This is a genomic window from Roseateles sp. GW835-FHT13E02 (assembly GCF_058794035.1).
In genome coordinates this window covers 71,498-98,481 of record NZ_JBXAGJ010000008.1, presented here as the reverse complement: position 1 = coordinate 98,481, position 26,984 = coordinate 71,498, and the positions used below count along the sequence as shown (strand labels likewise).

Annotated in this window: 26 protein-coding genes; 17 read left to right on the top strand and 9 right to left on the bottom strand. The window is 67.2% G+C overall.

From position 1 onward, the window contains the following. Nucleotides 1–200: 200 nt before the first annotated feature. The 4 genes from AC1Q6P_RS09845 (at nucleotide 201) to AC1Q6P_RS09830 (ending at nucleotide 4,110) form a co-directional block, all read left to right on the top strand. On the top strand, nucleotides 201–938 hold the full coding sequence (locus tag AC1Q6P_RS09845; RefSeq protein WP_492663749.1) for a GNAT family N-acetyltransferase: 738 nt from the start codon (nucleotides 201–203) through the stop codon (nucleotides 936–938). 218 nt (nucleotides 939–1,156) lie between these two features. Further along, nucleotides 1,157–1,990, top strand: coding sequence for a DUF2726 domain-containing protein (locus AC1Q6P_RS09840; protein WP_271010415.1), 834 nt, complete (start codon nucleotides 1,157–1,159; stop codon nucleotides 1,988–1,990). A 131-nt stretch (nucleotides 1,991–2,121) separates the two neighbouring features. Further along, nucleotides 2,122–3,195, top strand: coding sequence for a serine/threonine protein kinase (locus AC1Q6P_RS09835; protein ID WP_102766129.1), 1,074 nt, complete (start codon nucleotides 2,122–2,124; stop codon nucleotides 3,193–3,195). A 138-nt stretch (nucleotides 3,196–3,333) separates the two neighbouring features. Further along, on the top strand, nucleotides 3,334–4,110 hold the full coding sequence (locus AC1Q6P_RS09830) for a PEP-CTERM sorting domain-containing protein (RefSeq protein ID WP_492703162.1): 777 nt from the start codon (nucleotides 3,334–3,336) through the stop codon (nucleotides 4,108–4,110). Nucleotides 4,111–4,180: 70 nt separating this feature from the next. Here AC1Q6P_RS09830 and htpG read toward each other — a convergent pair whose 3' ends face one another. Next, nucleotides 4,181–6,064 (bottom strand): molecular chaperone HtpG, encoded by a 1,884-nt coding sequence (gene htpG, locus AC1Q6P_RS09825; protein WP_492663748.1) that lies wholly within the window; start codon nucleotides 6,062–6,064, stop codon nucleotides 4,181–4,183. Nucleotides 6,065–6,234: 170 nt separating this feature from the next. Here htpG and AC1Q6P_RS09820 point away from each other — a divergent pair, with 170 nt between their 5' ends. After that, nucleotides 6,235–6,906: a trimeric intracellular cation channel family protein gene (locus AC1Q6P_RS09820; protein WP_492663747.1), complete on the top strand. Its 672-nt coding sequence runs from the start codon at nucleotides 6,235–6,237 to the stop codon at nucleotides 6,904–6,906. Between the two features lie 14 nt (nucleotides 6,907–6,920). On the opposite strand, the gene AC1Q6P_RS09815 is transcribed toward AC1Q6P_RS09820, so the two are convergent. The 4 genes from AC1Q6P_RS09815 to AC1Q6P_RS09800 form a co-directional block, all read right to left on the bottom strand. Beyond that, nucleotides 6,921–7,232 carry a hypothetical protein gene (locus AC1Q6P_RS09815; RefSeq protein WP_102766125.1) on the bottom strand — a complete coding sequence of 104 codons (312 nt, stop codon included), beginning with the start codon at nucleotides 7,230–7,232 and terminating at the stop codon, nucleotides 6,921–6,923. 68 nt (nucleotides 7,233–7,300) lie between these two features. After that, nucleotides 7,301–8,428: a 3-deoxy-7-phosphoheptulonate synthase gene (locus tag AC1Q6P_RS09810; RefSeq protein WP_492663746.1), complete on the bottom strand. Its 1,128-nt coding sequence runs from the start codon at nucleotides 8,426–8,428 to the stop codon at nucleotides 7,301–7,303. 283 nt (nucleotides 8,429–8,711) lie between these two features. Then, nucleotides 8,712–10,175, bottom strand: a complete 1,464-nt coding sequence (gene tldD, locus AC1Q6P_RS09805) for a metalloprotease TldD (protein ID WP_102766123.1) — start codon at nucleotides 10,173–10,175, stop codon at nucleotides 8,712–8,714. Between the two features lie 64 nt (nucleotides 10,176–10,239). After that, complete coding sequence (locus tag AC1Q6P_RS09800) at nucleotides 10,240–11,115, bottom strand: LysR family transcriptional regulator (RefSeq protein ID WP_492663745.1); 876 nt, start codon at nucleotides 11,113–11,115, stop codon at nucleotides 10,240–10,242. A 110-nt stretch (nucleotides 11,116–11,225) separates the two neighbouring features. Here AC1Q6P_RS09800 and AC1Q6P_RS09795 point away from each other — a divergent pair, with 110 nt between their 5' ends. Next, entirely contained in the window at nucleotides 11,226–11,696 is a 471-nt protein-coding gene (locus AC1Q6P_RS09795; RefSeq protein WP_492663744.1) for a DUF4188 domain-containing protein, read from the top strand. A gap of 196 nt (nucleotides 11,697–11,892) precedes the next feature. Continuing rightward, the gene (locus tag AC1Q6P_RS09790) at nucleotides 11,893–12,252 is read left to right on the top strand and encodes a hypothetical protein (RefSeq protein ID WP_492663743.1); all 360 of its coding nucleotides are present in this window, start codon (nucleotides 11,893–11,895) and stop codon (nucleotides 12,250–12,252) included. 53 nt (nucleotides 12,253–12,305) lie between these two features. Here AC1Q6P_RS09790 and rsmI read toward each other — a convergent pair whose 3' ends face one another. Next, a complete protein-coding gene (gene rsmI, locus AC1Q6P_RS09785; protein ID WP_492663742.1) occupies nucleotides 12,306–13,226 on the bottom strand; it encodes a 16S rRNA (cytidine(1402)-2'-O)-methyltransferase in 921 nt (306 codons plus the stop codon). Between rsmI and AC1Q6P_RS09780 the strand changes: the two genes are divergently transcribed. The 3 genes from AC1Q6P_RS09780 (at nucleotide 13,219) to AC1Q6P_RS09770 (ending at nucleotide 15,069) form a co-directional block, all read left to right on the top strand. Then, nucleotides 13,219–13,662 carry a YraN family protein gene (locus AC1Q6P_RS09780; protein WP_492663741.1) on the top strand — a complete coding sequence of 148 codons (444 nt, stop codon included), beginning with the start codon at nucleotides 13,219–13,221 and terminating at the stop codon, nucleotides 13,660–13,662. The two genes, rsmI and AC1Q6P_RS09780, sit on opposite strands and share 8 nt — an antisense overlap. A gap of 109 nt (nucleotides 13,663–13,771) precedes the next feature. Further along, complete coding sequence (locus tag AC1Q6P_RS09775; protein WP_102766119.1) at nucleotides 13,772–14,344, top strand: SIS domain-containing protein; 573 nt, start codon at nucleotides 13,772–13,774, stop codon at nucleotides 14,342–14,344. Nucleotides 14,345–14,424: 80 nt separating this feature from the next. Then, nucleotides 14,425–15,069, top strand: a complete 645-nt coding sequence (locus AC1Q6P_RS09770; RefSeq protein ID WP_492663740.1) for a BON domain-containing protein — start codon at nucleotides 14,425–14,427, stop codon at nucleotides 15,067–15,069. Between the two features lie 49 nt (nucleotides 15,070–15,118). Here the strand turns inward: AC1Q6P_RS09770 and AC1Q6P_RS09765 are convergent, their stop codons facing one another. The 3 genes from AC1Q6P_RS09765 to AC1Q6P_RS09755 all read right to left on the bottom strand — a co-directional run bounded on the left by AC1Q6P_RS09765 (nucleotide 15,119) and on the right by AC1Q6P_RS09755 (nucleotide 18,434). Next, the gene (locus AC1Q6P_RS09765; protein WP_492663739.1) at nucleotides 15,119–16,060 is read right to left on the bottom strand and encodes an NAD(P)-dependent oxidoreductase; all 942 of its coding nucleotides are present in this window, start codon (nucleotides 16,058–16,060) and stop codon (nucleotides 15,119–15,121) included. Between the two features lie 49 nt (nucleotides 16,061–16,109). Next, nucleotides 16,110–17,246 (bottom strand): PilT/PilU family type 4a pilus ATPase, encoded by a 1,137-nt coding sequence (locus tag AC1Q6P_RS09760; RefSeq protein ID WP_102766116.1) that lies wholly within the window; start codon nucleotides 17,244–17,246, stop codon nucleotides 16,110–16,112. A gap of 144 nt (nucleotides 17,247–17,390) precedes the next feature. Further along, on the bottom strand, nucleotides 17,391–18,434 hold the full coding sequence (locus AC1Q6P_RS09755; protein ID WP_102766115.1) for a type IV pilus twitching motility protein PilT: 1,044 nt from the start codon (nucleotides 18,432–18,434) through the stop codon (nucleotides 17,391–17,393). A gap of 26 nt (nucleotides 18,435–18,460) precedes the next feature. On the opposite strand from AC1Q6P_RS09755, the gene AC1Q6P_RS09750 reads away from it, so the two are divergent. The 7 genes from AC1Q6P_RS09750 to AC1Q6P_RS09720 all read left to right on the top strand — a co-directional run bounded on the left by AC1Q6P_RS09750 (nucleotide 18,461) and on the right by AC1Q6P_RS09720 (nucleotide 26,914). Next, the gene (locus tag AC1Q6P_RS09750) at nucleotides 18,461–19,201 is read left to right on the top strand and encodes a YggS family pyridoxal phosphate-dependent enzyme (RefSeq protein ID WP_492663738.1); all 741 of its coding nucleotides are present in this window, start codon (nucleotides 18,461–18,463) and stop codon (nucleotides 19,199–19,201) included. After that, nucleotides 19,198–20,619, top strand: coding sequence for an aminotransferase-like domain-containing protein (locus tag AC1Q6P_RS09745; protein ID WP_492663737.1), 1,422 nt, complete (start codon nucleotides 19,198–19,200; stop codon nucleotides 20,617–20,619). Before AC1Q6P_RS09750 ends, AC1Q6P_RS09745 begins: the two co-directional genes overlap by 4 nt. Nucleotides 20,620–20,703: 84 nt before the next feature. Next, nucleotides 20,704–21,441, top strand: coding sequence for a c-type cytochrome (locus AC1Q6P_RS09740; protein WP_492663736.1), 738 nt, complete (start codon nucleotides 20,704–20,706; stop codon nucleotides 21,439–21,441). Then, nucleotides 21,442–22,728: a c-type cytochrome gene (locus tag AC1Q6P_RS09735; protein ID WP_492663735.1), complete on the top strand. Its 1,287-nt coding sequence runs from the start codon at nucleotides 21,442–21,444 to the stop codon at nucleotides 22,726–22,728. Nucleotides 22,729–22,924: 196 nt separating this feature from the next. Next, on the top strand, nucleotides 22,925–24,511 hold the full coding sequence (locus AC1Q6P_RS09730; protein ID WP_492663734.1) for a methyl-accepting chemotaxis protein: 1,587 nt from the start codon (nucleotides 22,925–22,927) through the stop codon (nucleotides 24,509–24,511). Between the two features lie 400 nt (nucleotides 24,512–24,911). Further along, nucleotides 24,912–26,465 (top strand): methyl-accepting chemotaxis protein, encoded by a 1,554-nt coding sequence (locus AC1Q6P_RS09725; RefSeq protein ID WP_171827717.1) that lies wholly within the window; start codon nucleotides 24,912–24,914, stop codon nucleotides 26,463–26,465. A gap of 95 nt (nucleotides 26,466–26,560) precedes the next feature. Next, complete coding sequence (locus AC1Q6P_RS09720) at nucleotides 26,561–26,914, top strand: TonB family protein (RefSeq protein WP_492663733.1); 354 nt, start codon at nucleotides 26,561–26,563, stop codon at nucleotides 26,912–26,914. Nucleotides 26,915–26,984 lie beyond the last annotated feature (70 nt).

The window sequence follows — 26,984 nt, the reverse complement described above, 5'->3', positions numbered from 1 at the left end:
TGCCTCCAAGCCCGACCGCATCTCGCGACCTCTCACACAAGGCGCATGGGTTTCTTCCCCACAGCCAAATCAGGGGAAGCCTGCGATTCTAGCAGCAGCTGACCCGAAAAGGAAAGGCTGATCCACCGATCAAGGGGAGGCAGGCCGCCAGATCCCGGGTTACCATCCGGGTTATTACGTACGACCCACAGGGTCCAGCCATGAAACCCGACGTTGACAGCACCGACAAGGATCTGAAGACCGCGCCCGCCGCCGCCGAGGAATCATCCGCCTGGAATCCGGTCGCCGCCTTGCGCCGCATGTCCAGCTGGGTGCCCATACGCTCGCTGGCCCGCCGCCACCGCCACCGCATCGCCCAGCATCTGCTGACCCTGAGCGAACGCGACCGCTATCTGCGCTTCGGCTACCCCGCTTCGGACGAGCAGATCAGCCGCTACGCCATGTCGCTGGATTTCGAGCGCGACGAGGTGCTGGGCATCTTCAACCGCAAGCTGGAACTGGTGGCCATGGCCCACCTCGCCTACGCGCCGCGACCGCAGCGCCCGGGCAAGGCCGCCATGGCCGAATTTGGCGTCTCGGTGCTGGGCCAGGTGCGCGGCCGGGGTTTTGGCGCGCGACTGTTTGAATGCGCGGCCCTGCATGCCCGCAACCGCGGTATCGACACCTTGTTCATCCACGCCTTGAGCGAGAACGCCGCCATGCTCAAGATCGCCCGCAATGCCGGCGCGACCGTGGAGCGTGATGGCTCGGAATCGGAAGCCTGGCTGCGCCTGCCGCCCGACACCGTGTCCTCGCATGTGGACGAAGCGATCGAGCGCCACCTGGCCGAGCTGGACTTCCAGTTCAAGCGCCATGTGCGGGTAATTGGCGACATCCTCGATGGCGTGGCCGAGGTCAAGGCCAAGCTCGGCGACGCCGGCAAGGGCGCCAAGCTCTGAGCATGGCCGGGGCCGCCCGCTGGCCCGGACGGCGCCGCCTGAGGAACAGCGAAAGTCGCGTTTCGCACACCCTTTCGCTTCACCCACCGACCCCGCGAACTGACGCCCCTGAACCAGGGGATACACCCAGTTACATGTCATCTTCCTGCGCTACATTTGGTGAATAAGCACCTGATCACAGGCGCAAAGAATTCAAACCCATTGGGGCTGTCGAGGGCATGCAAAGCACCATTCCGTGGATCATCGCGCTCGCCTCGGGCTTCGGCCTGTTGGCGCTGGCCCTGCTGTGGGTGCTGCGGCGCTCGGCGCCGCCGACCAAGCCATTGCCGACCGAATGGTCGCTGACGGCCCGGCCGGTGTTCAGCAGCGATGAGCGGCGCGTCTACCGCCTGCTCAAGGAAGCGCTGCCGCACCATGTGATCCTGTCCAAGCTGCCCCTGGTGCGCTTTTGCCAGCCGACCGAGGCGCAGGAAGTGCGCTACTGGTTCGACCTGCTGGGCGCCATCAACGTCACCTTCGCCATCTGTAGCCCCAACGGCCGCGTGCTGGCGGCCGTCGACCTGGACAGCGAACGCGGCATTTCGGGCCGCGGCCTGCAGATCAAGCAGTCGGTGCTGGGCGCCTGCCGCGTGCGCTACCTGCGCTGCGCCATCGACAACCTGCCCAGCGCGGCCGAGCTGCAGCTCCTGGTGCCCTTCAGCAACAGCAACTCGCGTGGCCCGCAGGCCGCGCCGATGCCTGGCACGGTGTCGCCTTCGCGACCCAGCCTCAACGGCAGCACCCCGCGCCGCGCCAGCCGCAAAGGCTTGTGGCAAGACTCGGCCGTGTTCCACGACTCTTTCTTCGCACCCGACAGCCGCTTCGACAACAACGGCATGGTCGATGCGCCGCCCCGCGGACACAGCAGCCACCGTGGCGGCCCGGCCTTCCAGAACTCGGTGCCTTTCGGTGAGCCGCTGAACGCCGACGCGCAATACCCGGACGAGGCGCCCAACGACATCGTCGGCCTGGTGGTCGACTCGCCGCGCTACGGCGGCAGGCTGCCCCGCTGAAGGCGCAGGCCCTTCGGCCAAAGCCTCAGCCCCCACAGCCCCCACAGCCCCCACAGCGCCAGCAGCGCCCAGGCGATACTGCGGCGCCGGACCGAACGAGGTCCGGCGCCGCTTTTTTCTTTTCCCCACCCATGAACCCAGACCTGGACCGCAGCTTCGGCTCCCTGACCCCCGAATTCATGCTTGACGCGCTGGACGCCGCCGGCCTCTACGGCGACGGCCGCATGCTGCAGCTGAACTCCTACGAGAACCGGGTGCTGCAGCTGCACCTGGAAGACGGGCGCATTGCGGTGGCCAAGTTCTACCGGCCCGGGCGCTGGAGCGATGCGCAGATCCTCGAAGAGCACCAGTTCGCGCGCGAGCTGGCCGAGGCCGAGGTGCCCGTGGCCGCACCCTGGGCGCTGCAGGACATCAAGGGCCAGCTGCACCTGGCCGGCACGCCGGCGACGCTGGCCCATTTCGGCGACCAGCGCTTCGCCGTCACCCCGCGCCAAGGTGGGCGGGCGCCCGAGCTGGAAGACCCCGAGGTGCTGCGCTGGATCGGCCGCCTGCTGGCCCGGCTGCACACGGTCGGCCGGCAGCGCCCTTTCGAGCACCGCCTGCGCTGGGCCGGCGCTGAGCCCGGCCGCATGGCCCGCGATCTGCTGGTCGCCCTGGACTGCGTGCCCATCGAAGTCTTCCCCGCCTGGGATGCGGTGGTGCAGGCCTGCCTGAGCCGCATCCAGCACATCTTCGACAGCATCCCGGAGCTGAAGGTGCTGCGCCTGCACGGCGACTGCCACCCAGGCAACATCCTCTGGACGCCCGACCATGGGCCGCATTTTGTGGACCTGGACGACGCCGTCACCGGCCCGGCGGTGCAGGACTTGTGGATGCTGCTCTCTGGCGACGAAGTGGCGGCGCGCCAGCAGCTGTCCTGGGTGCTGGACGGTTACGAGACGGTGGCCGAGTTCGACCGCCGCGAACTGCGCCTGATCGAACCGCTGCGCACCCTGCGCATGATTCACCACAGCGCCTGGCTGGCCAAACGCTGGAACGACCCGGCCTTTCCGCTCGCCTTCCCCTGGTTCGGTACGTCCAACTACTGGCATGACCAGGTCGCCAAACTGGGCGAGCAGCTGGAGGCCATGACGCCCAAGGACGAACGCCCCGTGGATGACTTCCTCGATGAAGGCGGGGTTCAGTTCGATGAGGGTTTCCGCTAGGAAGGTGCGCGTCTTTCGAGCCCCCTGGCATCCAGGATCTGTCGGTCAGCTTTACAGAATCCCGCAGCCCAACAAGCTCCGGGCCCTAACTCCTTGATTCATTGAGCTGTATCAAGCTGGCACGGAACTTGTAACTGAATGTTGCCTTCTCCCCATGGAACGGAGGCCATGTCAAGCCAGCGCTCAGGCGCTGCGCGGGACGTGGCGCTGAGCTGTCGGGTTCTGGTTCAAACCTCTTTGAATGAGCAACTTATGCAATCCAAAAAACTCTTCAGCGCCATGACTCTGGCCTTCGTTGGTGGCCTCTTCACCGGTGGCGCACAAGCCGGCGTTGTCTATAGCGAAGGCTTTGACAACGGTTTCAACGGCTGGACTCGCGGCGATGCCTACTGGTCGGACTGCCAAGGCCAAGGCAATTGCGTTGTCGGCTCCAGCGGGCAGAGTGGCGCCTACTTCAACCTGGGCACCCGCACAGGCCCGGAACCCGACCATCGCTTCTTCATCAGCTCCGTCTTCGACATTGCCGCCAACAGCGATTACACGCTCCAGTTCTACGTGCAGGACGACTACGCAGGCTATGCACCCTACAACGTGCCCATCCAAGCGCAGATCAACGGCAGCAATGTCGGTGGCATCGTCAAGGCTGCCACAGGCGGCTGGAACCTGATCAGCTTGAGCTGGAATTCTGGCGCTGCCACAACAGCTCAAATCACACTGAAGAACGAATACCAACTTTCGGGCTACTACCAAGGCGGCGGCTGGCTCGACTGGGGCTACGGCAATGACTTTGGGGTCGATTCGATCTCCTTGACTGGCGCTGCCCCCGCATCCAACCACGTGCCAGAGCCCGCGACGCTGTCGCTGGTGGCCCTGGCCTTGCTGGGCGTTTGCGCCGGCCGTCGCCGCTCAGTCTGAGCGCGCGCTCCGCATGAAAAAGCCCGCCAGATGGCGGGCTTTTTTCATCGAGCAGGACGTTGAGGAAACATCAGCCCAAGAGCATGGCGTTGACACGGCGCACGTAGGCGGCCGGGTCTTCCAGATGGCCGCCCTCGGCCAGGACAGCCTGGTCGAAGATCACCTGGGCCAGATCGTCGAACTGGGCGGCGCCGTCCAGCTTCTTGATCAGTGCGTGCTCGGCATTGATCTCCAGGGTCGGTAGCGAGGTGGGCGCGGCTTGACCGGCCTGCTTGAGCAGGCGGGCCAGATGGCCGCTCATATCGCCCTCTTCCACCACGATGCAGGCGGGCGAATCGACCAGACGGGTGGAGACGCGCACATCCTTGGCGCGGGCCTTCAGCGCTTCCTTCAGGCGGTCCAGCAGGGGCTTGAAGGTTTCAGCCGCTTCCTCGGCCTTCTTCTTTTCCTCTTCGTCCTGCAGCTTGCCCAGGTCGATGGCGCCCTTGGCCACCGATTGCAGCGGCTTGCCTTCGAACTCGAACAGGTGGGACAGCATCCACTCGTCCACGCGGTCGGTCAGCAGCAGCACCTCGATGCCCTTCTTGCGGAAGATCTCCAGCTGCGGGCTGTTCTTGGCGGCGCTCAAGCTGTCGGCGGTGATGTAGTAAATCGCCTCCTGGTCTTCCTTGGCGCGCTTCAGGTAGTCGGCCAGGGACACGCCTTCGTCGGCATGAGTGGAGGCGAAGCGCAGCAGCTTGGCCAGGCGCTCCTGGTTTTGATGGTCTTCGCCGATGCCTTCCTTGAGCACCTGGCCGAAGTCCTTCCAGAAGTCAGCGTACTTGGCGCGATCGGCTGCGTCCTCGCTGTCGGCCAGCGATTCCAGCATGCCCAGCACGCGCTTGGTCGAACCCTCGCGGATGGCCTTCACATCGCGGCTTTCCTGCAGCAGCTCGCGGCTGACGTTGAGCGGCAGGTCGGCCGAGTCGATCACGCCCTTGACGAAGCGCAGATAGACCGGCATCAGCGCCTCGGCGTCATCCATGATGAAGACGCGCTTGACGTAGAGCTTGACGCCACCGCGCTTGTCGCGGTTCCACAGGTCAAACGGCGCCTTCTTGGGGATGTAGAGCAGCTGGGTGTACTCGCTGCGGCCTTCCACGCGGTTGTGGGTGTGGGCCAGCGGCGCCTCGGTGTCGTAGCTGATCTGCTTGTAGAACTCGTCGTACTGCTCTTGCGTGATCTCGCTCTTGGAGCGCGACCACAGGGCCGAGGCCTTGTTGACCGACTCCCACTCGTCCTTGAGCACCTGTTTGGCGGCCTCGGCATCCCACTCTTCCTTCTTCATCAGGATGGGCAGGGAGATGTGGTCGGAGTACTTGCTGATGACCGACTTCAGGCGCCAGGTCTTGAGGAACTCATCCTCGCCCTCGCGCAGATGCAGGATCACATCGGTGCCGCGGCCGGCCTTGGTGATGGTCTCCACCTCGTAGTCGCCTGTGCCCTCGGACGTCCAGCGCACGCCCTCTTCGGCCTTCAGGCCGGCGCGACGGGTTTCGACCGTGATGCGGTCGGCGACGATGAAGCCCGAGTAGAAGCCCACGCCGAACTGGCCGATCAGGTTGGCATCCTTCTTCTGGTCGCCCTCCAGCTTGGCCATGAACTCGCGCGTGCCGCTCTTGGCGATGGTGCCCAGGTGGGCAATGGCTTCCTCGGCGCTCATGCCGATGCCGTTGTCGCTGATGGTGACGGTGCGGGCGGCCTCGTCAAACGAGACCCGAACCTCCAGGTTCGGCGTGTCCTCGAAGAGCTCGGCATGGTCCAGCGCTTCGAAGCGCAGCTTGTCGCAGGCGTCCGAGGCATTGGAGACCAGCTCGCGCAGGAAGATTTCCTTGTTGGAATACAGCGAATGGGTGACGAGGTGCAGGATCTGCTTGACCTCGGCCTGGAAGGCATGGGTTTGTTTTTGTGTCATGGCGTGCCCGTGGATCTTTGAAAAACAAAAGACAAACAAGAAGACGAGGGGCGCGGAACGGCTTGCCGCCCGCACTGGTGAGCGGGATGTGGGGACGCGCGCGTGAGCTTCAAGAGCCCGGGCTGCAAGTTTTGCCGGGCGGCCCGGTGGGGCTGCGAAAATCCCGCCCCATGAATCCCGCTGCTGCCGACGACAAAGAATCCCTGACCCCGCGCGCCCGCGCCATCCTGTACTGGATGGATCTGGCCGGCGTGGCCGTGTTCGCCAGCAGCGGCGCCCTGGCCGCCATGCAGGCCGGGCTGGACCTGTTCGGCGTGCTGGTGCTGGCCGCCATCACCGCCATCGGCGGCGGCACCCTGCGCGACCTGCTGCTCGGCCGCCACCCCATTTTCTGGATGACGGACACGCGCTACATCAAGGTGATCGGCCTCACCGCCCTGCTGACCGCCCTGGCCGCCAGCCGCTGGAGCCAGGCCCTGGCCAGCGGCCATGTCGCCCTGGTGCTGGCCGACACCCTGGGCCTGGCCTTGTTCGCCTTGTGCGGCGCCGAGATCGCCGAAGAGGCCGGCAAGCCACGGCTGGTCGTGGTGCTGCTGGGCACCATCACCGCCAGCGGCGGCGGCGTGCTGCGTGATCTGCTGACCGGCCAGGTGCCCCTGCTGTTGCGCCGGGACATCTACGCCAGCGCGGCCATCGGCGGCATTGCGGCCTATCTGCTGCTGCGGGCCCTGGGCCTGCCGCGCCAGATCGCCTTCTTCAGCGGCATGCTGGTGGTGGCGGCGCTGCGCCTGGCTTCGCTGCAGCTGGGCTGGCAGCTGCCGGCGCCCCAGTTGCAGGCCTGATCGAGCCCGCAGGCTCAGTACGACAGCGTGCGCTTGGCCACGTCGACCTTGAGCAAGGCCTTGCTCAGGGCGCCGCTGGTGGCCCGGGCGTAGTCCATGGCCCAGGCCGGGTCGCTGAAGGCCGCCGGGCCCACGGCCGCGGCCACGCCGAGGATCTTGTCGGCCAGCAAGACCTTGCCCGAGCCGCGCATGGGCTCGCACTCGTTCTTGACGTACTGCTCGTCCAGCCACTTGCGGGCGGCTTCAAAGCTCAAGACTTCCTCGGCATCCACCACCAGATCGAACTGCTGGAGCGGGCTGAACACGACCTTCACTTCACTGCGCATCGCGGGCCTTTCAGGGCTGGAACGGCCCGATTCTGGCTCAGAACCGGGCCGCCGGGCAGGGACTCAAATCACGCGCGCGCCGCCTTCACCGCGGCACTGAGCACCTCCAGCACTTCGAGCGAATCGTCCCAGCCCAGGCAGGCGTCGGTGATGCTCTTGCCGTACTCCAGCTTCCGGGCATCGTCCTTGCCCGGCGTAAACTTCTGGGCGCCGTCGTGGAGATGGCTTTCGACCATCACGCCGAAGATGCTCTGGCTGCCAGCGCGAATCTGCGCCGCCACATCGCGCGCCACCTCGAGCTGACGCAGGTGCTGCTTGGAGCTGTTGGCATGCGAGCAATCCACCATCAGCGTGGTGTCCAGCTTGGAGGTGGCCAGGTCCTTGCAGGCAGCAGCCACGTTCTCGGCGTCGTAGTTGGGCGCCTTGCCGCCACGCAGGATCACATGGCAGTCCTTGTTGCCCTTGGTCTCGACGATGGCGACCTGGCCGTTTTTGTGCACCGAGAGGAAATGGTGGCCGCGGGCGGCCGCCTGGATGGCGTCGGTGGCGATCTTGATATTGCCGTCGGTGCCGTTCTTGAAACCGATCGGGGCGGAGAGGCCCGAGGCCAGTTCGCGGTGCACCTGGCTCTCGGTCGTGCGCGCGCCGATGGCGCCCCAGGAGATCAGGTCGCCGATGTACTGGGGCGAGATCACGTCCAAGAACTCCGAGCCGGCCGGCACGCCCAGGCGGTTGATCTCCAGCAGCAGCTGGCGGGCGATGCGCAGGCCTTCGTCGATGCGGTAGCTCTCGTCGAGGTAGGGGTCGTTGATCAAGCCCTTCCAGCCCACCGTGGTGCGCGGCTTCTCGAAGTAGACGCGCATGACGATCTCCAGCGTGTCGGCGTACTTCTCGCGCTCGAGCAACAGGCGGCGCGCGTACTCCAGCGCCGCGGCCGGGTCGTGGATGGAGCAGGGGCCAATGATGACCAGCAGGCGGTCATCCTTGCGCTGCATGATCTTGCGGATGCTCTGGCGCGTGCCAGCGATCAGCTGCTCCATCGGCGTGCCGCGGATCGGGAAGAAACGGATCAAGTGCTCCGGCGGCGGCAGCGGCGTGATGTCGACGATGCGCTCGTCATCGGTCGCGCTGGTCTTGTCCTCTTGCGAGTACCAGCGTTCAGCCTGAATCTCCGGTTTGGCGGACTTGGCATTCATGGGCGTGACTCTCACTTTCCGTGGTCTGTGTTCGATGCAGCGCGGCTCAAGAGACGAAAAAAAACCGCCGGATGGTGGACCCGGCGGTTTCTTGAGATTTGTGCGCTGTGCTTGCTTGTCTTGCTTGGCTTACGCGCTCACCTCTCGGCCGCCGGTGCGGTCAGAGAACCAAAAAAAGCTAAAGAAATAGGTCTTCGGCGAGTGCATGAGCTGGAATGTAGCACGCAGTTTTTGACAAACGCTCAGCGCCGAACGGGGCACTGAGGTCTTGGCACAACAGGCCTCAGGCGGTGCCGCCCACGGTCAGGCCATCAATGCGCAGGGTCGGCTGGCCGACACCCACGGGCACGCTCTGGCCTTCCTTGCCGCAGACGCCCACGCCCGTGTCCAGCTGCATGTCATTGCCGATCATGGTGACGCGAGTCAGTGCATCTGGACCGTTACCAATGATGGTCGCGCCCTTGACCGGGTACTGGATCTGGCCGTTTTCCACCCAGAAGGCTTCGCTGGCCGAGAAGACAAACTTGCCCGATGTGATATCCACCTGGCCACCGCCGAAGTTGGTGGCGTACAGCCCCTTCTTGATGCTGGCGATGATTTCCTTCGGGTCCTTGTCGCCACCGAGCATGTAGGTGTTGGTCATGCGCGGCATGGGCAGGTGGGCATAGCTCTCGCGGCGGCCATTGCCGGTCGGGGCCACCTTCATCAGGCGGGCGTTCATCGCGTCCTGGATGTAGCCCTTGAGGATGCCGTCCTCGATCAGCACATTGCGCTGCGAGGCGCAGCCCTCGTCGTCAACATTGAGCGAACCGCGGCGGTCGGGGATGGTGCCGTCGTCCAGCACCGTCACGCCCTTGGCAGCCACGCGCTGGCCGATGCGGCCGGCGAAGGCGCTGGAGCCCTTGCGGTTGAAGTCGCCTTCCAGGCCGTGGCCGATGGCCTCGTGCAGCAGCACGCCGGGCCAGCCAGGGCCCAAGACCACGGTCATCTCACCGGCCGGGGCCGGGCGCGAGTCGAGGTTGGTCAGGGCCGCATTGACCGCCTGATCGACATAGCTGGCAATCATCTCGTCGGTGAAATAGGCCAGGCCGAAACGGCCGCCGCCGCCGCCGCTGCCCACCTCGCGGCGGCCGTTGCTCTCAGCAATCACGGTCACCGACATGCGCACCAGGGGCCGCACATCGGCGGCCAGGGTGCCGTCGGCGCGCGCCACCAGCACCACATCATGCTCGGCGGCCAGGCCGGCCATGACCTGGGCCACACGCGGATCCTTGGCCCGGGCCATGCGCTCGGCGCGCTCCAGCAGGGCGACTTTCTCGGTGCTGTCCAGGCTGGCGATCGGGTCGGCCGCGCCGTAGAGCGCACGGCTGGGCGCCACCGTGCCGACGCTGGGCACCTTGACGCGGCGGCTCTGGCCGGCGGCGGCGATGCTGCGCACGGTCAGGGCGGCGTCCATCAGGGCCGCTTCGGAAATATCGTCGGAGTAGGCAAACGCCGTCTTCTCGCCGGCCACGGCGCGCACACCCACGCCCTGGTCGATGCTGAAGGAGCCGCTCTTGACGATGCCCTCCTCCAGGCTCCAGCCCTCGGCACGGGTGGTCTGGAAGTACAGGTCGGCATCGTCAACCCGGTGTTCGGTGATCAGGCGCAAGGCCTTGGTCAGAACATGTTCACTGAGGCCGTAAGGCTCCAGCAATTGGCTGCGGGCTGCTACCAGGCGGGCAAGAGTGGGTTCGCGCGAGATCATGCGAGCCATTGTAGGAGCGGGCGCGGCCGCGCAGGGGCGGCGCCCGATTGGCCCTGCCGCTGAATCAGAACGGCCGCGCGAAGGCCTGGGCCAGGGCGTCGAAGATCACCCGCAAACGCGGCGTGTCGCGCAGCTCGCGGTGGGCGGTCAGCCACAGAGGCAGCGGCTCGATCGGCAGCTCATGCAGCACCTGCTGCAGCGCCGGGTCGCGTTCACCCAGGGCCACGGCGCTGACGGCCAGGCCCATGCCGGCGCGCATGGCCTCCCAGACCACCACCTGGTTGTCACAGCGCAGGCCAAAGAAGCTCACCGGCACCGGCATGCCGGCCGCGGCAAAGCCGCGCAACATGCGGTCCGAGCGGTCGTAGCCCAGCCAGTCGTGCTCCAGGACATTGGCCATCTGCGGCAGGCCGCGACGGGCGATGTAGTCGCGGTGGGCAAACACGCCGACCGGCCATTCGCTGAGCTTGCGCGCCACCAGCATCTCCTGCTCGGGCCGCACCATGCGCAGGGCGATGTCGGCGCTGCGCTGCTGCAAATCCTCCTGCTCGTTGCTGACCACCAGCTCGATCTGCACCTCGGGGTAGCGCTGGCGCAGGGCATGCAAGACCGGCGGCAGGAAATAGGTGCTCACCGTATCGCTGGCGGTCAGGCGCACCGTGCCGGCCAGCGATTGATCGCGCGCGGCCAAGGCCAGGGCCAGCTCCTGCGCGCCCTCACGCATGCGCCGTGCGGCCGGCAGCATGGCCTGGCCGGCCTCGGTCAGGCTCAAGCCCCGGCTGTGGCGCTCGAACAAGGCCTGGCCCAGCGACTCCTCCAGCGCTACCAGCTGCCGGCCCAGGGTGGGCTGGCTCAGACCCAGCTGCGGCGCAGCCCGATTGAGCGAGCCGGCTTCGGCCAGGGCTAGAAAAATCTGCACATGCGACCAATCCAGTGCCATGCGGCCCCCAATTCAAAAATGAATATCTGGATCGCAATATAGCCAGTTCCGAAACACGAAGCCGGCGCCGACACTGCAGCCCTGTCGATGTTTCCCTGACTCCCTCCCTCATGATCCACGCTCAAAGAATGACGGCCCAGATCGACGGCGACTTTGTCGTCTTCCTGATTGGCATGCGCATCAACAAACCCTGGTTGCTGCACAAATGGTGGCCGGTGGCGGCCGCCATGCCGCGCATGCTGGCCGAGCTGCGCGCCCAGCCCGAGCGCGGCCTGCTGCACGCCGAGATGTGGTTCAGCCGCACCGTCATCGGCGTGCAGTACTGGCGCTCGATGGACCAGCTGCTGGCCTACGCGAAAGACCGCCAATCGGCCCACCTGCCGGCCTGGGCGGCCTTCAACAAGGCCGTCGGCAACAACGGCACCGTCGGCGTCTGGCATGAGACCTACTCGGTGCGCGCCGGCGAGCACGAGAGCATCTACCTGAACATGCCGGCCTTTGGCCTGGCCCGGGCGGGTGCACTGCAGCCGGTGCAGCCGCATCGCGACAGCGCGGCTCAGCGCTTGCGGCGTGAGGCCTGATGACTGAAGCCTGAACCCTGAGCCCTGAACCCGACAGGCACAGTGGCACACAGAGCTTCACGGATCTTTACCGCCCAACGGTCACCGCAGCGCGAGCAGGCGGCGTTGTGAACAGCATCAAGCCCGCACTTCCGCGGCTTGATCCCACCCCACCACCCCCTGCCCTCGGGCCGGATCGACACAAGGTCTTCACCCCATGAACGCTGCCGCCACGATGATGACTCGCAAGCTCCGCCTCTCCCTGATCGGCACGGCCCTGCTGGGCCTGATCGCCAGCACCGCCCAGGCCCAGACGCCCGCCACCCCGCGCGTGGACCAGCGCCAGGCCCACCAACAGGCCCGCATCGCCCAGGGCGCCGCCTCGGGCGCCCTGACCGCCCAGGAAACCCAGCGCCTGGAGCGCGGCCAGGCCGCCGTGCAGAACGCCGAAGCTCAGGCCAAGGCCGATGGCACCGTGACCCAGCAAGAGCGCCGTCATCTGCACCGCATGCAGGAGCGCAAGAGCGCGGCCATCCACCGCGCCAAGCACAACGAAAAGACCACGACGGGTCAATAAGGGCCTGAGCGCTGACGTGCTGGCGTCAGACGCCAGCCCACACCCCGCCAGGATCAATCCTCGGCGGGGTTCTTCTTTCGTTCCAAGGCCAGCTCGTAGAGGCGGTTGCGCGAAGCGCCGCTCAACTCGGCCGCCAGGCTGACGGCTTGCTTGAGCGGCAGATCGCGCAGCAAGAGATCCAGCGTGCGCAGGGTCTCGGCCGGCAGGTCCTCGGCCGCGGCCTGGCTGGCGCGCACGGCGTGGAGCACCAGCACAAACTCGCCGCGCTCGCGCTGCGCATCGGCGGCCAGCCAGGCCGGCAAGCTGGCCGCCGGCGCGGTGTGCACGGTCTCGAACTGCTTGGTCAGCTCGCGGCAGACCGTCACCGTTTGTTCCGGGCAGAGCTCGGCCAGCAGCGCCAGCAAGGCCTCGATGCGGTGCGGTGCCTCGAACAGCACCTGGCTGCGCCGGCTGCCCGTCAAAGCCTGCAAGGCGCTGCGGCGCTCGGCGTTCTTGGTGGGCAGGAAACCCGCGAACTCGAAACCTTCGGCCGCCGTGTCGCCGGCCACGCTGAGCGCTGTGACCGTGCTGCTGGCACCCGGCAAGGGCAGCACGCGCAGCCCGGCCCCAGCCACCGCCGCCACCAGCACCGCGCCAGGGTCGGAAATGGCGGGCGTGCCCGCATCGCTGATGTAGGCGATGCGCTCGCCCTGCTTCAGCCGCGCCAGCAAGTCGGCGCTGGCCTCATGCTCGTTGTGCTGGTGCAGCTTGACCAGTGGCTTGTGCAAGCCCAGATGGCGCAGCAGGCCGGCGCTGACCCGGGTGTCCTCGCAGGCCACCGCATCGACCAGGCTCAGCACATGGACGGCCCGCAGGCTGATGTCCGCCAGATTGCCGATGGGCGTGGCCACCACATAAAGCGTGGCTGCAGGATACTGCTGGCCACCCGCGGCGGCTGCAGCCGCCTGCAGGAGCAGGGAGGCATCGATGTTCAAGTGGGTTTCTCCGAAAAAAACGGGCGCGTCGGCCAGCAAGGCAGCCGCAACAGCAAGCAGCGGCACGCCGACGGCGCGCCAGCGCCTGGGCCAGGCCGCCGAGGACGCGGCCCTGCACCATCTGCAGGCCCAGGGCCTGCAATTGCTGGAGCGCAATTATCGGGTCGCCGCCGGGCCGCGCGCCCACGCGGGCGAGGTGGACCTGATTCTGCGCGCCCGCGACGGCACCCTGGTCTTCGTCGAGGTGCGCGCCCGGGCCGGCCTCTCGCACGGCGGCGCGGCGGCCAGCGTCACTGCCCGCAAGCAGGCCCGGCTGATTTACGCGGCCCAGCATTACCTGCTGCGGCACGCCAGCCCACCGCCTTGCCGCTTCGATGTGGTGGCGATCGATGGCGATCAGGTGGAGTGGCTGGTCGCGGCCTTCGATGCGGCTTGAGGAATGCGGGGCCTGCTTCAAGACTCGGCCTCCGCGCCCCGGCGTGCCGGATTGCGCGCCCTGGGCGGCGAACCCAGGGTTTGCCTGCACTCGCTTATGATCCCGCCACATGCTAGAGCAAAGAATCCAAACCCAGTTCTTCGAAAGCGCCGACCTGCTGTACCAGGTGGCAGAGAACCTGTCGCGCCCTCTGGCCGACGCCGCGCAGATGCTGATCGAGGGCATCACCAGCGGTGGCCGCGTGCTCTGCTGCGGTCAAGGCCTGTCGGCACTGGATGCCAGCTACATGGCCGCCCTGCTGGTGGGACGCTTTGAACAAGACCGCCCCGGCCTCGCCGCCTGGGCCCTGGACGGCCAGGCCCACGGCTGCAGCGCCGAGACCGCCCTGACCCGCCAGGTGCAAACCCACGGCCACCCCGGTGATCTGCTGCTGATCTTTGAAGCCCAGCCCGATCAGCAAGCCCGCTGGGCACCGGTGCTGGAGGCCGCTCACGCCCAGGAGATGAGCGTGATCGCGTTGACCGGCAGCCCCACCGACGAAATGCGCGCCCTGCTGCAAGACACCGATGTGCAGATCCGCGTGCCGCACAGCCGCGCCGCCCGCGTGTCCGAGGCCCAGCGTCTGCTGGCGCACTGTCTGTGCGACGCGCTCGACCTGCAATTGCTGGGCGCGAGTGAATGAATGAGCCGGCAGAGCCTTCACGCTCCGCCGCACGTTCCCGCCGCGCCCCTTCTTCACCGACTCACAGCCAAGCCCTGCCCATGAAACTGCTTCAACACCGCAACGCCCGAACCTCGGTCCTGCTGCTCGCGCTGGGCGCAGCCTTCATGTCCACCGCCTGCGCCCCCCTGGTGCTGGGTGGCGCCATGATGGGCGGCGCCCTGGTCGCCACCGACCGCCGCACCTCGGGCACCCAGGTCGAAGACCAAGGCATCGAGTTCAAGACCTCCACGCGCATCCGCGAGCAGGTCGGCGACAAAGGCCATGTCAGCGTCAACGCCTACAACCGCATGGTGCTGCTGACCGGTGAAGTGGCCAGCGAAGCCGAACGCGCCCGGGTCGAGAAGATTGCCGCCGAGGTCGAGAACGTGCGCCAGGTGTTGAACGAAACCGCCGTGCTCGGCAACAGCTCGCTGAGCAGCCGCGCCAGCGACGTGACGCTGTCCAGCAAGATCAAGCTCAGCCTGGTCGACGCCCGCGACCTGATCTCCAATGCCTTCTACGTGGTGGTGGAGCGCGGCACGGTCTACATCATGGGTCGCGTCACCGAGCGCGAGGCCAACCGCGCGGTCGAGATCGCCCGCGGTGTCAGCGGCGTGCAAAAAGTGGTGCGCGCCTTCGAGATCATCAGCGAAGAAGAACTGGCCCGGCTGACGCCCAAGCGCGTCGAGGGCGCCGGTAAGTAAACCGGCAAGTAAACGAGCAAATGAGCCGGCCAACAAGCCGGCGATTTGCTTACTTCAGGCGCTGGATCAGGCTGGACGTGTCCAGCCGGCCACCGCCCGCAGCCTGCACATCGGCATAGAACTGGTCGACCACGGCCGTCACCGGCAGGCGCGCACCGTTGCGACGCGCCTCGTCCAGCACCAGACCGAGGTCCTTGCGCATCCAGTCGACGGCAAAGCCGAAGTCAAACTTGCCGTCGACCATGGTCTTGCCGCGGTTGTCCATCTGCCAGCTCTGGGCCGCGCCCTTGCCGATGACATCGAGCACCTGCTTCATGTCCAGGCCGGCCTTGTCGCCAAAGGCGATGGCCTCGGCCAGACCTTGCACCAAGCCGGCAATGCAGATCTGGTTGACCATCTTGGCCAGCTGACCCGCGCCCGACTCGCCCACCCGTGTCACCGCCTTGGCCATGGCCAGGGTCACCGGGCGGATCTGCTCGAAGGGCTCGGCATCGCCACCGCACATCACCGTCAGCACACCGTTGACGGCACCGGCCTGACCGCCCGAGACGGGCGCATCGATGAAGTGCAGACCCAGACGGCGCGCCTCGGCATGCAGTTCACGGGCGACCTCGGCCGAGGCTGTGGTGTGATCCACAAACACCGCGCCCGGCGCCATGCCGGCGAAGGCGCCTTGCTCGCCCAGCACCACCGAGCGCAGGTCCTCGTCATTGCCCACGCAGGCAAACACGATGCGCGCACCTTGGGCCGCTTCGCGCGGCGTGGCGGCGGCGCAGCCGCGCTCTTGCCCCTCTTGAGCCACCCAGGCCTCGGCCTTGCTGGCCGTGCGGTTGTAAACCGTCACCTGGTGGCCGGCGCGGGCCAGATGGCCGGCCATCGGGTAGCCCATCACACCCAGGCCCAGAAAGGCCACAGGCTGAGAAGGAATGGCATCGTAGGAGCGCGCGGCGGCGCCGGTGGGGAGATGGGGGTGGGTGGTGGCAGCGTTCATGCCCCGACTCTAAACCAGGACAGGAACGCAGCCGAGGTCGGCCGCGAGCTCAGAGGATGGTGAAGTGCTCGGTGCCGGTGCTCAGATCGCCGGAACGCGCGCGCTCGCTGTTGAGCTTGATCTGCAGACGCAGGTCGTTGACCGAATCGGCATTGCGGAGCGCGTCTTCGTAGGTGACCTTGCCGCTCTCGTAGAGATCGAACAAGGCCTGATCAAAGGTCTGCATGCCCTGCTCGCGCGAGCGCTTCATGATCTCCTTGATCTCGCCGACCTCGCCCTTGAAGATCAGGTCGGACACCAGCGGCGTGTTGAGCAGGATCTCGACCGCCGCCACCCGGCCCTTGCCCTCGCGGCGCGGCAGCAGGCGCTGCGAGACCAGGGCACGCAGATTGAGCGACAGGTCCATCAGCAGTTGGCTGCGCCGCTCTTCGGGGAAGAAGTTGATGATGCGGTCCAGCGCCTGGTTGGCGCTGTTGGCGTGCAGGGTGGCCATGCAAAGGTGACCGGTTTCGGCGAAGGCCACGGCATGCTCCATGGTCTCGCGGTCGCGCAGCTCGCCCATCAGGATCACATCGGGCGCCTGGCGCAGGGAGTTCTTCAGGGCCGACTCCCAGCTGTCCGTGTCGATGCCAACCTCGCGCTGGGTGACGATGCAGTTCTTGTGCGGATGCACGAACTCGATCGGGTCTTCGATGGTGATGATGTGGCCGAAGGTGGTCTGGTTGCGCTCATCGATCATGGCGGCCAGCGAGGTGCTCTTGCCCGAGCCGGTGGCGCCCACCACGATCACCAGGCCGCGCTTGAACTGCACCACCTCGCGCAGCACCGGTGGCAGGTCCAGCGAGGCAATGGTCGGCAGATCGGCCGGAATCGTCCGCAGCACCAGGCCCACCGAGCCCTGCTGCAAAAAGGCATTGACGCGGAAGCGGCCAATGCCTTGCGGCGAGATGGCGAAATTGCATTCCTTGTTGCGCTCGAACTCGGCCGCCTGCTTGTCGTTCATGATGGAACGCGCCAGCTGCAGCGTGTGCTGGCCGGTCAGGGGCTGGGGCGAGACCTTGGTGACCTTGCCGTCGACCTTGATGGCGGGCGGAAACTCGGCCGTGAGGAACAGATCCGAGCCCTTGCGCGAGATCATCAGGCGCAGCAGATCGTTGATGAATTTCGAGGCCTGATCGCGTTCCATGAGTGAGTCGTCCTAACCGTCTGCTTGAATTGACCGGCGGCAATGTAGCAGGCTCGCAAGCGGGTGATGGGCTGATTTGCCCGGAAAGTTCTGCCGTCACTCCCATGGCTTTGCCATAGGAGTGACGTCAAACTTCCCAGGATTTCATCCTGGGAAGTTTTCCGGAAATTTGGCTTTGGCGCGGGCTTCGGCGGCTGAGATGATGTTGCGGCGCACCAGGTCGGTGAGGTTCTGATCCAGGGTCTGCATGCCCACGCTGTTGCCGGTCTGGATGGCCGAGTACATCTGCGCGACTTTGTTCTCGCGGATCAGATTGCGAATGGCCGAGGTGCCCAGCATGATCTCGTGCGCCGCCACCCGGCCCGAGCCGTCCTTCAGCTTGCACAGGCTTTGCGAGATCACGGCCACCAGGGATTCGGACACCATGGCCCGCACCATTTCTTTTTCAGCAGCAGGGAACACATCGACGATCCGGTCCACGGTCTTGGCGGCGGACGAGGTGTGCAAAGTGCCGAAGACCAAGTGGCCGGTTTCCGCCGCGGTCAGGGCCAGGCGGATGGTTTCCAGGTCACGCATTTCACCGACCAGCACGGCGTCCGGATCTTCGCGCAGCGCCGACTTCAGCGCGTTGGCAAAGCTCATGGTGTGCGGGCCGACCTCACGCTGGTTGATCAGGCTCTTCTTGGACTCGTGCACGAACTCGATCGGGTCCTCGATGGTCAGGATGTGGCCGTACTCGTTCTCGTTGAGGTGGTTGACCATCCCGGCCAAGGTGGTGGACTTGCCCGAGCCCGTGGGGCCGGTCACCAGCACCAGGCCGCGCGGGCGCAGGGCCAGCTCGGCAAAGATCTTGGGGGCGTTAAGCTGCTCCAGCGAGAGGATCTTGCTCGGGATGGTCCGGAACACGGCGCCGGCGCCGCGGTTCTGGTTGAAGGCATTGACCCGGAAGCGCGCCAGGCCTTGGATCTCAAACGAGAAGTCCACTTCCAGCGACTCTTCGTAGATCTTGCGCTGCGAGTCGTTCATGATGTCGTAGACCATGTCGTGCACCTGGCGGTGTTCCAGGGCTTCGACATTGATGCGACGCACATCCCCATGCACGCGAATCATCGGTGGCAAGCCGGCCGAGAGGTGCAAGTCGGAGGCCTTGTTCTTGACCGAAAATGCGAGCAGTTGGGTGATGTCCATGATTGAGAGAAAGAGCCTGGGTCATTATGGCGACGATAGCGAACAACATACAAGAACAGCACCATCGCATCGCCGCCGCCTGCGAGCTTGCGGGGCGCGCGCAGCATAGCGTGAGCCTGCTGGTCGTCAGCAAGACTTTCCCGGCGGCGGCGGTGCGCGAGGCCCATGCCGCGGGCGAGCGCGCCTTCGGCGAAAACTATGTGCAAGAGGGCCTGGACAAGATCGCCGAGCTCGCAGACCTCCGATCGCAGCTGGCCTGGCACCTGATCGGCCCCTTGCAGAGCAACAAGACCCGGCCGGTGGCCGAGGCCTTTGACTGGGTGCACAGCGTGGACCGGCTCAAGACCGCACAGCGCCTCTCGGAGCAGCGCCCGGACACCTTGCCGCCGCTGAACATTTGCTTGCAAATCAATATCAGCGGCGAGGCCAGCAAGAGCGGCATCGCCCCGGCCGATCTGCCCACGCTGGCCCGTGCGGTGGCCGCCTTGCCGCGCCTGCGCCTGCGCGGCCTGATGGCGGTGCCGGAAGCGGCCGCAGACTTTGAAGCACAGCGCCTGCCGCACCGTGCCCTGGCCCATCTGCTGGCCGACTTGAAGCAGCAAGACCCGACCCTGTTCGGCGGTCTGGACACCTTGTCCATGGGCATGAGCGCCGATCTGGAGGCGGCCGTGCTGGAAGGCGCCACGATGGTGCGCATCGGCTCGGCCATCTTCGGCGCGCGCAGCTATCCCGACAAAAGCCCCAGCAGCAGCAGCACACCCGCGTGATCCCGCGCTACCAGCAGCTGGCCGATGAATTGGCCGGCATGATCGCGCAAGGTGCACTGCGCGCCGGCGACCGCCTGCCCTCGGTGCGCCAGACCTGCCAAAGCCGCGGCCTCAGCGCCGCCACGGTGTTCCAGGCCTACCACCTGCTGGAGGCGCGCGGCCTGGTCCAAGCCGCGGCGCGCTCGGGTTACTTCGTCAGCGCCCACGCGGGGGCAGCGCAAAGTCCGACGCGACCGTCGCCCGCAAGCGATGCCACGCCTCGAACCATCAGCGAACAAATCTTCGAGCTGCTGCAGAGCAGCCGCGAACGCGGGCTGCTGCCCCTGGGCTCGGCCTTTCCCGCCACCGAGCTGTTCCCGCTGGAGCGCCTGCGCCTGGCCCTGGGCGCCGGCATGCGCAAGCTGGAACCCTGGCAGATCAGCGCCGAGCTGCCCCTGGGCCTGGAAACCCTGAGGCGCCAGATCGCCCTGCGCTATCTGCGCCTGGGCTTGCGCGTGGCGCCGGAGGACATCGTCATCACCAACGGCGCGCTCGAAGCCCTGCAGCTCTGCCTGCAGACGGTGACCCGGCCAGGTGATGCGGTGCTGGTGGAATCGCCCTGTTTTTATGCCGCGCTGCAGGCGCTAGAGCGCTTTGGCCTGCGCGCCATCGAGGTACCCACCGACCGCACCGAGGGCGCCGATCTGCAGGCCATGGCCCGCCTGATCGCGCAGCACCGGCCGCGCGCCTGCTGGCTGATGAGCAGCTTCCAGAACCCGCTGGGCTGCACCCTGCCACCCGACAAGAAGCGCGCCCTGGTGGCCTTGCTGGAAGCCGAAGACGTGGCCCTGATCGAGGACGATGTCTATGCCGAGCTGCACCACGGCGCGGAGCCGGTGCTGCCGGCCAAGGCCTTCGAGCAGCGCGGCGGTGTGATGCACTGCGGCTCGTTTTCCAAATGCCTGGCGCCGGGCTATCGCATCGGCTGGGCCCTGGGCGGGCGCTGGGCGCCGCAGCTGCAGCGCAGCAAGCTGATGAGCAGCCTGAGCAGCTCCCTGCCGGCGCAAGCCGCCCTGGCCGAGTATCTGCAGGACGGCAGCTTCGATGCCCATCTGCGCCGCCTGCGCGAGGCCCTCGCGCGCCAGATGCGCCGCATGGCCGCCGCCCTGGCCCAGCACATGCCGGCCGGCAGCCGGGTCAGCGAACCGGCCGGCGGCTACTTCCTCTGGCTGGAGCTGCCCGATGGCTGCGACAGCCTGGCCTTGCTGCCGCGGGCGCGCGAACAAGGCTTCAGCCTGGCGCCGGGGCCGCTGTTTTCGGCGCAGGGTGAGTTTGCCGCCTGCCTGCGCCTGAACTGCGGCCACCCCTGGGGCCCGGCTTGGGAAACTGCCATCGCCGCGCTCGGCGACATGGCCCGAGCGCAGCTGGCGCAGCGCTGAGCGCACGCTCCGCTGCGCTGCTCCATATGTTTTCGGGCAGCTCTGCGCCTGTGCCCGGCCGGAGGTGACGGGGATAATCCCGCCATGCCTTCCCTACCGATTCTTGCCCGTGCGCGCCTGGCCGCAGCGGGCCTGCTGCTGAGCCTGGTCTGCGCCGCCTCAGCCTATGCAGCTCCAGTTTCCCCGGCCCCCGCCGCCACCGTCGAAGACAGCATCGCCCAACGCACCCTGGCCTGCACCCAATGCCATGGCCAGCAAGGCCGCGCCGCCGCCGACGGTTACTACCCGCGCCTGGCCGGCAAGCCGCAGGGCTATCTCTTCAAGCAACTGCTCAACTTCCGCGATGGCCGGCGCCACTACGGCCTGATGAGCGATCTGGTCGACCCCTTGAGCGATGCCTATCTGAACGAGCTGGCGGGCTACTTCGCCAACCTGCACCTGCCCTACCCACCGCCGCAGACCCCGGCCCTGCCGGCTGCGGCCCTGAGCCGCGGCCAAGAGCTGGTGCTCAAAGGTGACCCAGCGCGCAAGCTGCCGGCTTGTGTGCAATGCCATGGCCAGCAGCTGACCGGCGTCCAGCCCTTCATCCCGGGTCTGCTGAGCCTGCCGCGCGACTACCTCAACGGCCAGCTCGGCGCCTGGCGCAGCGGCCAGCGCCGCGCCGTGGCGCCCGACTGCATGGCCTGGATCGCCAAGCAGCTCAAGGAAGAGGAGATCAACGCCATCTCGCATTGGCTGGCCGGCCAGCCCATGCCCGCCGGTGCCCGCCCGGCCGAGAGCCTGCCTGCGCCCCTGCCCATGGAATGCGGGGGGCTCAAGTAAATGAAGCTCCGCTACAAGATCCTCGCCGCGCTCGCCGCCGGTCTGCTGCTCGCCGCCCTGGCGGTACAGCGCCTCAACCACCTGGACGAGAGCGCGCCACGCAGCACACCCTTCCAATCGAGCCCGGACCTGGTCGAGCGCGGCGCCTACCTGGCCCGCGCCGGCAACTGCATGGGCTGCCACACCGCCCGTGGCGGCGCCGAGTACGCCGGCGGCCGCGCCATCCCCACGCCCTTCGGCAGCGTCTTCAGCTCCAACCTCACACCCGATGCCGAGACCGGCCTGGGCCGCTGGAGTGCCGATGAATTCTGGGCCGCCCTGCACAACGGCCGTGGCCGCGACGGCCGCTTGCTGACGCCCGCCTTCCCCTACGACAACTACGCCCTGGTCACGCGCGAAGACGCCGATGCGCTGTTCGCCTACCTGCAAAGCCTGCCCGCCGTGGCCCAGCCGCGGCGCGAACATGAGCTGCGCTTCCCCTACAACACGCAGGCGGCGCTGGCGGTCTGGCGGGCGCTGTACTTCCGGCCGGCCGTGTTCCAGCCCGATGCGCAGCGCTCGGCCGAATGGAACCGTGGCGCCTACCTGAGCCAGGGCCTGGGCCACTGCAATGCCTGCCACGCCAGCCGCAACAGCCTGGGCGCCACCGCCGGCCTGAACGATTTCTCCGGAGGCATGCTCGATGCGCTGGGCTGGTACGCGCCCTCGCTGCACGATCCGGCCGAAGGCAGCGTCGCCCGCTGGAGCGCACCCGCCCTGCAGCAGTGGCTGAAAAGCGGCCGCAACGATCAGGCCAGCGCGCTCGGGCCCATGAGCGAGGTGATCCGCGGCAGCACCCAGCACCTCAGCGATGCCGATCTGTCCGCCATGGCCAGTTATCTGCAAAGCCTGCCGCAGCACAGCAAGCCCGCCGCAGCGCCCGAGCGCCGCCCCGAGCTCAAGCTGCGCGAGCAAGGCGCCCAGCTGTTTGCCGACCACTGCGCCAGCTGCCACGGCGTGCAAGGCCAGGGCGTGCCCGGCATCTACCCGGCCCTGGCCGGCAACCGCGCGCTGCTGATGGCCAACCCGGCCAATCTGCTGCGCATCATCCAGCGCGGCGGCTTCGCGCCCTCGACCGCCGGCAACCCGCGGCCCTTCGGCATGCCGCCTTTCGCCGGCGTGCTCAGCGACACCGAGCTGGCGGCGGTGGCCAGCTATGTGCGCACCGCCTGGGGCAACCAGCCCCAGGGCGCGCCCGATGTGCGGCCGCTCGATGTGCTGCAGGCCAAGGACCAGCGGGTCGACTGACGGAGCGGCCCGCGAAACGGTAGTTCTTCACGCGAGGCCGGCATGCCTCGCCAGCGGGGCCTGCGCGTAACCGCAGCGTCACACGGCAACTTCAGACTGCGCGGCGTTTCCAGGCATCAAGCCGATGCCTGCCGCCCATCTTGGAGTTGTGATGCCGCATCCCCGGCCCCCGGTTCGATCCTCGCGATCGGCCTTTTTGTCCCGCCTGCCCGCCCTGAAATTCTGGGCCGGCCTGTCGATTGCCCACAGCCTGGCCCTGTCCTTCGGCCTGCTGGTAATGGCCCTGGCCGGCCTGGGCGCCCTGTCCATCCTGCGCCAGCAGGAGATCGATGCCAAAGCCCAGGCCATCAGCGCCGTGCACCTGCAAGGCGTGGCCGACAGCCTGCGTCTGGCCGAGCTGGCCACGCGCCGGCACTCCCTCGACTACCTGATGGCCATGAGCGAGCGCGAACGCCTGCCCGAGGTGGAGGCGCAGCTGCAAGCCGTGGATGCCGAGCTGGAACAGCTGCGCAGCCGCTACGCCGCACAGAAGCAAGACCTGACCCCCGAGCACCCGGAGCGCCGCATCCTGGCCGATGCCGAGCAGGCCTTGCGCCACTACGGCAGCTTGCGCCAGGGCGTGCAGGCCTTTGCCAAGATGGGCGCCAGCGGCGCGGCCATCGACCTGATCAGCAGCGAAGGCGCGCGCCGTTTTGCCGATGCGCGCAGCCTGCTGCTGCAGCTAACCGATCTCAACCTGCAGGCAGCGCAGTCCGAGGCCGCCCAGGCCCATGCCACCTACCAGCAAAGCCGGCGCCAGATGCTGGGGCTGATTGCCGCCCTGGTGCTCACGGCCACCCTGCTCGGCTGGCGGGTCACGCGTGCCATCACCCGGCCCTTGCGCGATGTGGTGCAGCTGGCCAGCGATGTGGCGGCGGGCAATCTGAGCCGCAGCACGCCGGCCGGCGCCGAGGCGCACAACACCGAGCTGGGCCGCATGAACCGCGCCCTGGCCACCATGACCCTGCGCCTGCGCGACATGGTCGAAGCCGTGCGCCAGGGCGTGGAGACGGTCAGCATCACCTCGACCCAGATCTCCAGCGGCAACCAGGACCTGTCGCGCCGCACCGAAAGCTCGGCCGAGCGCCTGCACGCCACCACCTTGCGCATGAGCGCCATGGCCGCCAGCCTGCGCCAGAGCCAGGGCAGCGCGGCCACCGCCGCACGCATGAGCGCCGCCGCCGCCGCCCAGGCCGAGGCCGGCGGCAGCGCCGTGCAGCAGATGGTGCAGGACATGGGCGAGATCCGCGCCACCGCCCACCAGATCGGCGAGATCACCGGCGTGATCGACGGCATCGCCCGCCAGACCAACATCCTGGCCCTCAACGCCGCCATCGAGGCCGCCCGCGCCGGTGCCCAGGGCAAGGGCTTTGCCGTGGTGGCCGCCGAGGTGCGCCAACTGGCCCAGCGCAGCAGCCAGGCCGCGCAGGAGATCAAGCAGCTGATTGCCGCCTCGGTGGACAAGGCCGAAGCCGGCGCGGCGCGCGCGGCCGGCGCCGGCACGCAGATGGCCGCCATCGTCGCCGGCGTGTTCGAGGTGCGCGATCTCATGCACAGCATGCAGACCGCCGCGCAAGAACAAAGCCAGCATGTCGACCAGGTCGAACAGGCCATGCAAGCCCTGGAGCAGATGACCGAGCAGAACGCCGCCCTGGTCGAGCAGTCCACCGCCGCCTCCGCGGCCCTGCACCACCAGGCCCACGGACTGGCCGCCAATATGCGGCAGTTCCGCACCGCCGCCTGAATTCGGCGTCAGGGCACGGCGCTCAGCCGCGGGCTTGACCGCCCGGCTGTCGCTTCCGTGCCGACGACAAGCCCCTGATCCAGGGGCTGGGGCGCAGATGCGCGGCGAGCCCGCGCAATTCTTCACGGCACCCTGGCGCCGCGCTGTGCCGAGAGGCAGCCGCGGCGGCAGACTGGCGTCCGCAGTTTCCGTGCGGATCGCCTTTTTGGACCGGACCCTCCGGCCCCGACCCGCCACTGCGACATATGTCACAAGCCGGTCAGGAATCGATGAAATCCCGCATCAAGAACTTCAGCACTGGCGCCGAAAGCCTCCCAGGCGCGGCAAAGCGCCCGATGGCAGTCCACGAGGCCAGCCCGGCCGCCACAACAACCAGTTCTTGAAGACGAGGGATTCATCCATGAACTTTCTGACCCAGCTGCGCATCAGCCAGCGCCTGGCCGTGAGTTACGGTCTGTTGATCCTGCTGCTCATCGCCATCGGCAGCTACGGCGCCCGCACCGCCAGCCATCTGGCCAAGGACCTGGACCTGACGGCCAACTCCAGCCTGGTCAAGATCGCCTCGGCGAACGCCCTGGAAGAACAAGTCAACGTGATCGCCCGCGCCTCGCGCGATCTGCTGCTGCTCGACGAAGCGCGCCAGATCAAGAAGCAAAAGGCCGCCATCGAAGCCGCCCTGGCCGAGAGCGACAAGCAGATCGAGGCGGTCGAGGCCGCCCTCGATGGCGACAAGGAAAAGCAGCTGGTGGCCCAGGTGCGCGAGCGCAAGACCGCCTTCGTCGCAGCCGTGGCCAAGTTCCAGAAGATCCAGAAGGACGGCAGCCCGGACGAGGCCCGCGAGAGCCTGATCACCGATGTGCGCCCGGCCCAGCAGGCCTACCAAGATGGCCTGAAGGGCCTGGTCGAGCTGCAGTTCGAGAGTGCGCGTGATCTGGCCGTCAGCGGCGGCGAGATGGCCCGCAACGCGGTGCTGCTGACCGGCGTGCTGGTGGTGGTGGCCGTGGTCATCGGTGTTGGCGGCGGCCTGGTGATTGCCCGCTCCATCGTGCTGCCGGCCCGCCGCGCCCAGGAAGCCGCCGAGGCCATCAGCTCGGGCGACCTGACCCTGCACATCCAGGCCGAAGGCCATGACGAATTGAGCCAGATGCTGCGCGCCATGAAGGACATGCAGGCGGCGCTGACCGGCGTGGTCAGCAGCGTCAGCGATGCCGCCGGCGAAGTGGCCCAGAACTCCTCGGACATCGCCGACAGCAATGTCAATCTGTCCGATCGCACCGCCCGCTCGGCGGCCAGCCTGCAGAACACCGCCGCCTCGGTGGAACAGATCGCCGCCAATCTGAACGGCGCCAGCGACCTGACCCGCCGCGCCGCTGGCATCGCCACCAAGGCGCGCCAATCGGCCTCGGCCGGCGGTGCGGTGGTGGCCAAGGTGGTGGACACCATGGAAGAGATCAGCGCCAGCTCGCGCAAGATCGGCGACATCATCGGCGTGATCGACGGCATCGCCTTCCAGACCAACATCCTGGCCCTGAACGCGGCCGTGGAAGCGGCGCGTGCCGGCGAACATGGCCGCGGCTTCGCGGTGGTGGCCTCCGAAGTGCGCGCCCTGGCCTCGCGTTCGGCCTCGGCGGCCAAGGAGATCAAGGTGCTGATCCAGGAATCGTCCGTCAAGGTCGAGAACGGCACCGCCCTGGTCAACAACGCCGGCGTCACCATCCGCAGCGTGGTCGACGAGGTCAACAATATGGGCCAGCTGATCGAAGAGATCTCGCACTCGGCCCAGGAACAGGCCGCCGGTGTGGGCGTGGTCAACAACGCCATGAACGAGCTGGACCGCACCACCCAGCAGAACACCACCCTGGTCGACGAACTGGGCCGCTCGACCGATGCGCTCAAGTCCAGCTCCTCGCGCCTGCTCGATGCCGTGGGCTTCTTCCGTGCCGTGCCGGCTTGATTGATCAGTGGACAGGCCAAGCGCCGCACGCACCTCCCCGTCTTCTCTTTTTCACCCCCTTCTTTTCTCTTTCCTTCCTGCAGTCCAAGACCACCATGATGACGAACCTGAACCGCACCTCCTCTTCTTCCATCCTGCGCGCTGCCACCCTGTTCTGCAGCGCCCTGGCCCTGGCCTTCAGCGCCCAGGCTGCAGCCCCGAAGATCATCAAGAAGGTGCCGCCCGAGTTCCCGCGCGAAGCCGAAAAGCAATCCATCACCCGCGGCACCGTGACCGCCAAGATGGCCATCGACGGCGACGGCAAGGTCACCGGCGTGGACATCCTGGAAGCGCAACCGCGCAAGGTCTTCGACCGCTCGGTCACCAACGCCCTGATGGACTGGCGCTTCGAAGCCAGCGGCGAAAAGCAGCACCACGAAGTCAAGCTGGTCTTCAGCAACGAGGACTGATTGCGGACTGAGCACCCTGCCTGCGCAGGGGGCTCAGCCTCAATCAGCGCCGGAGCTCATGCTTGCGCGA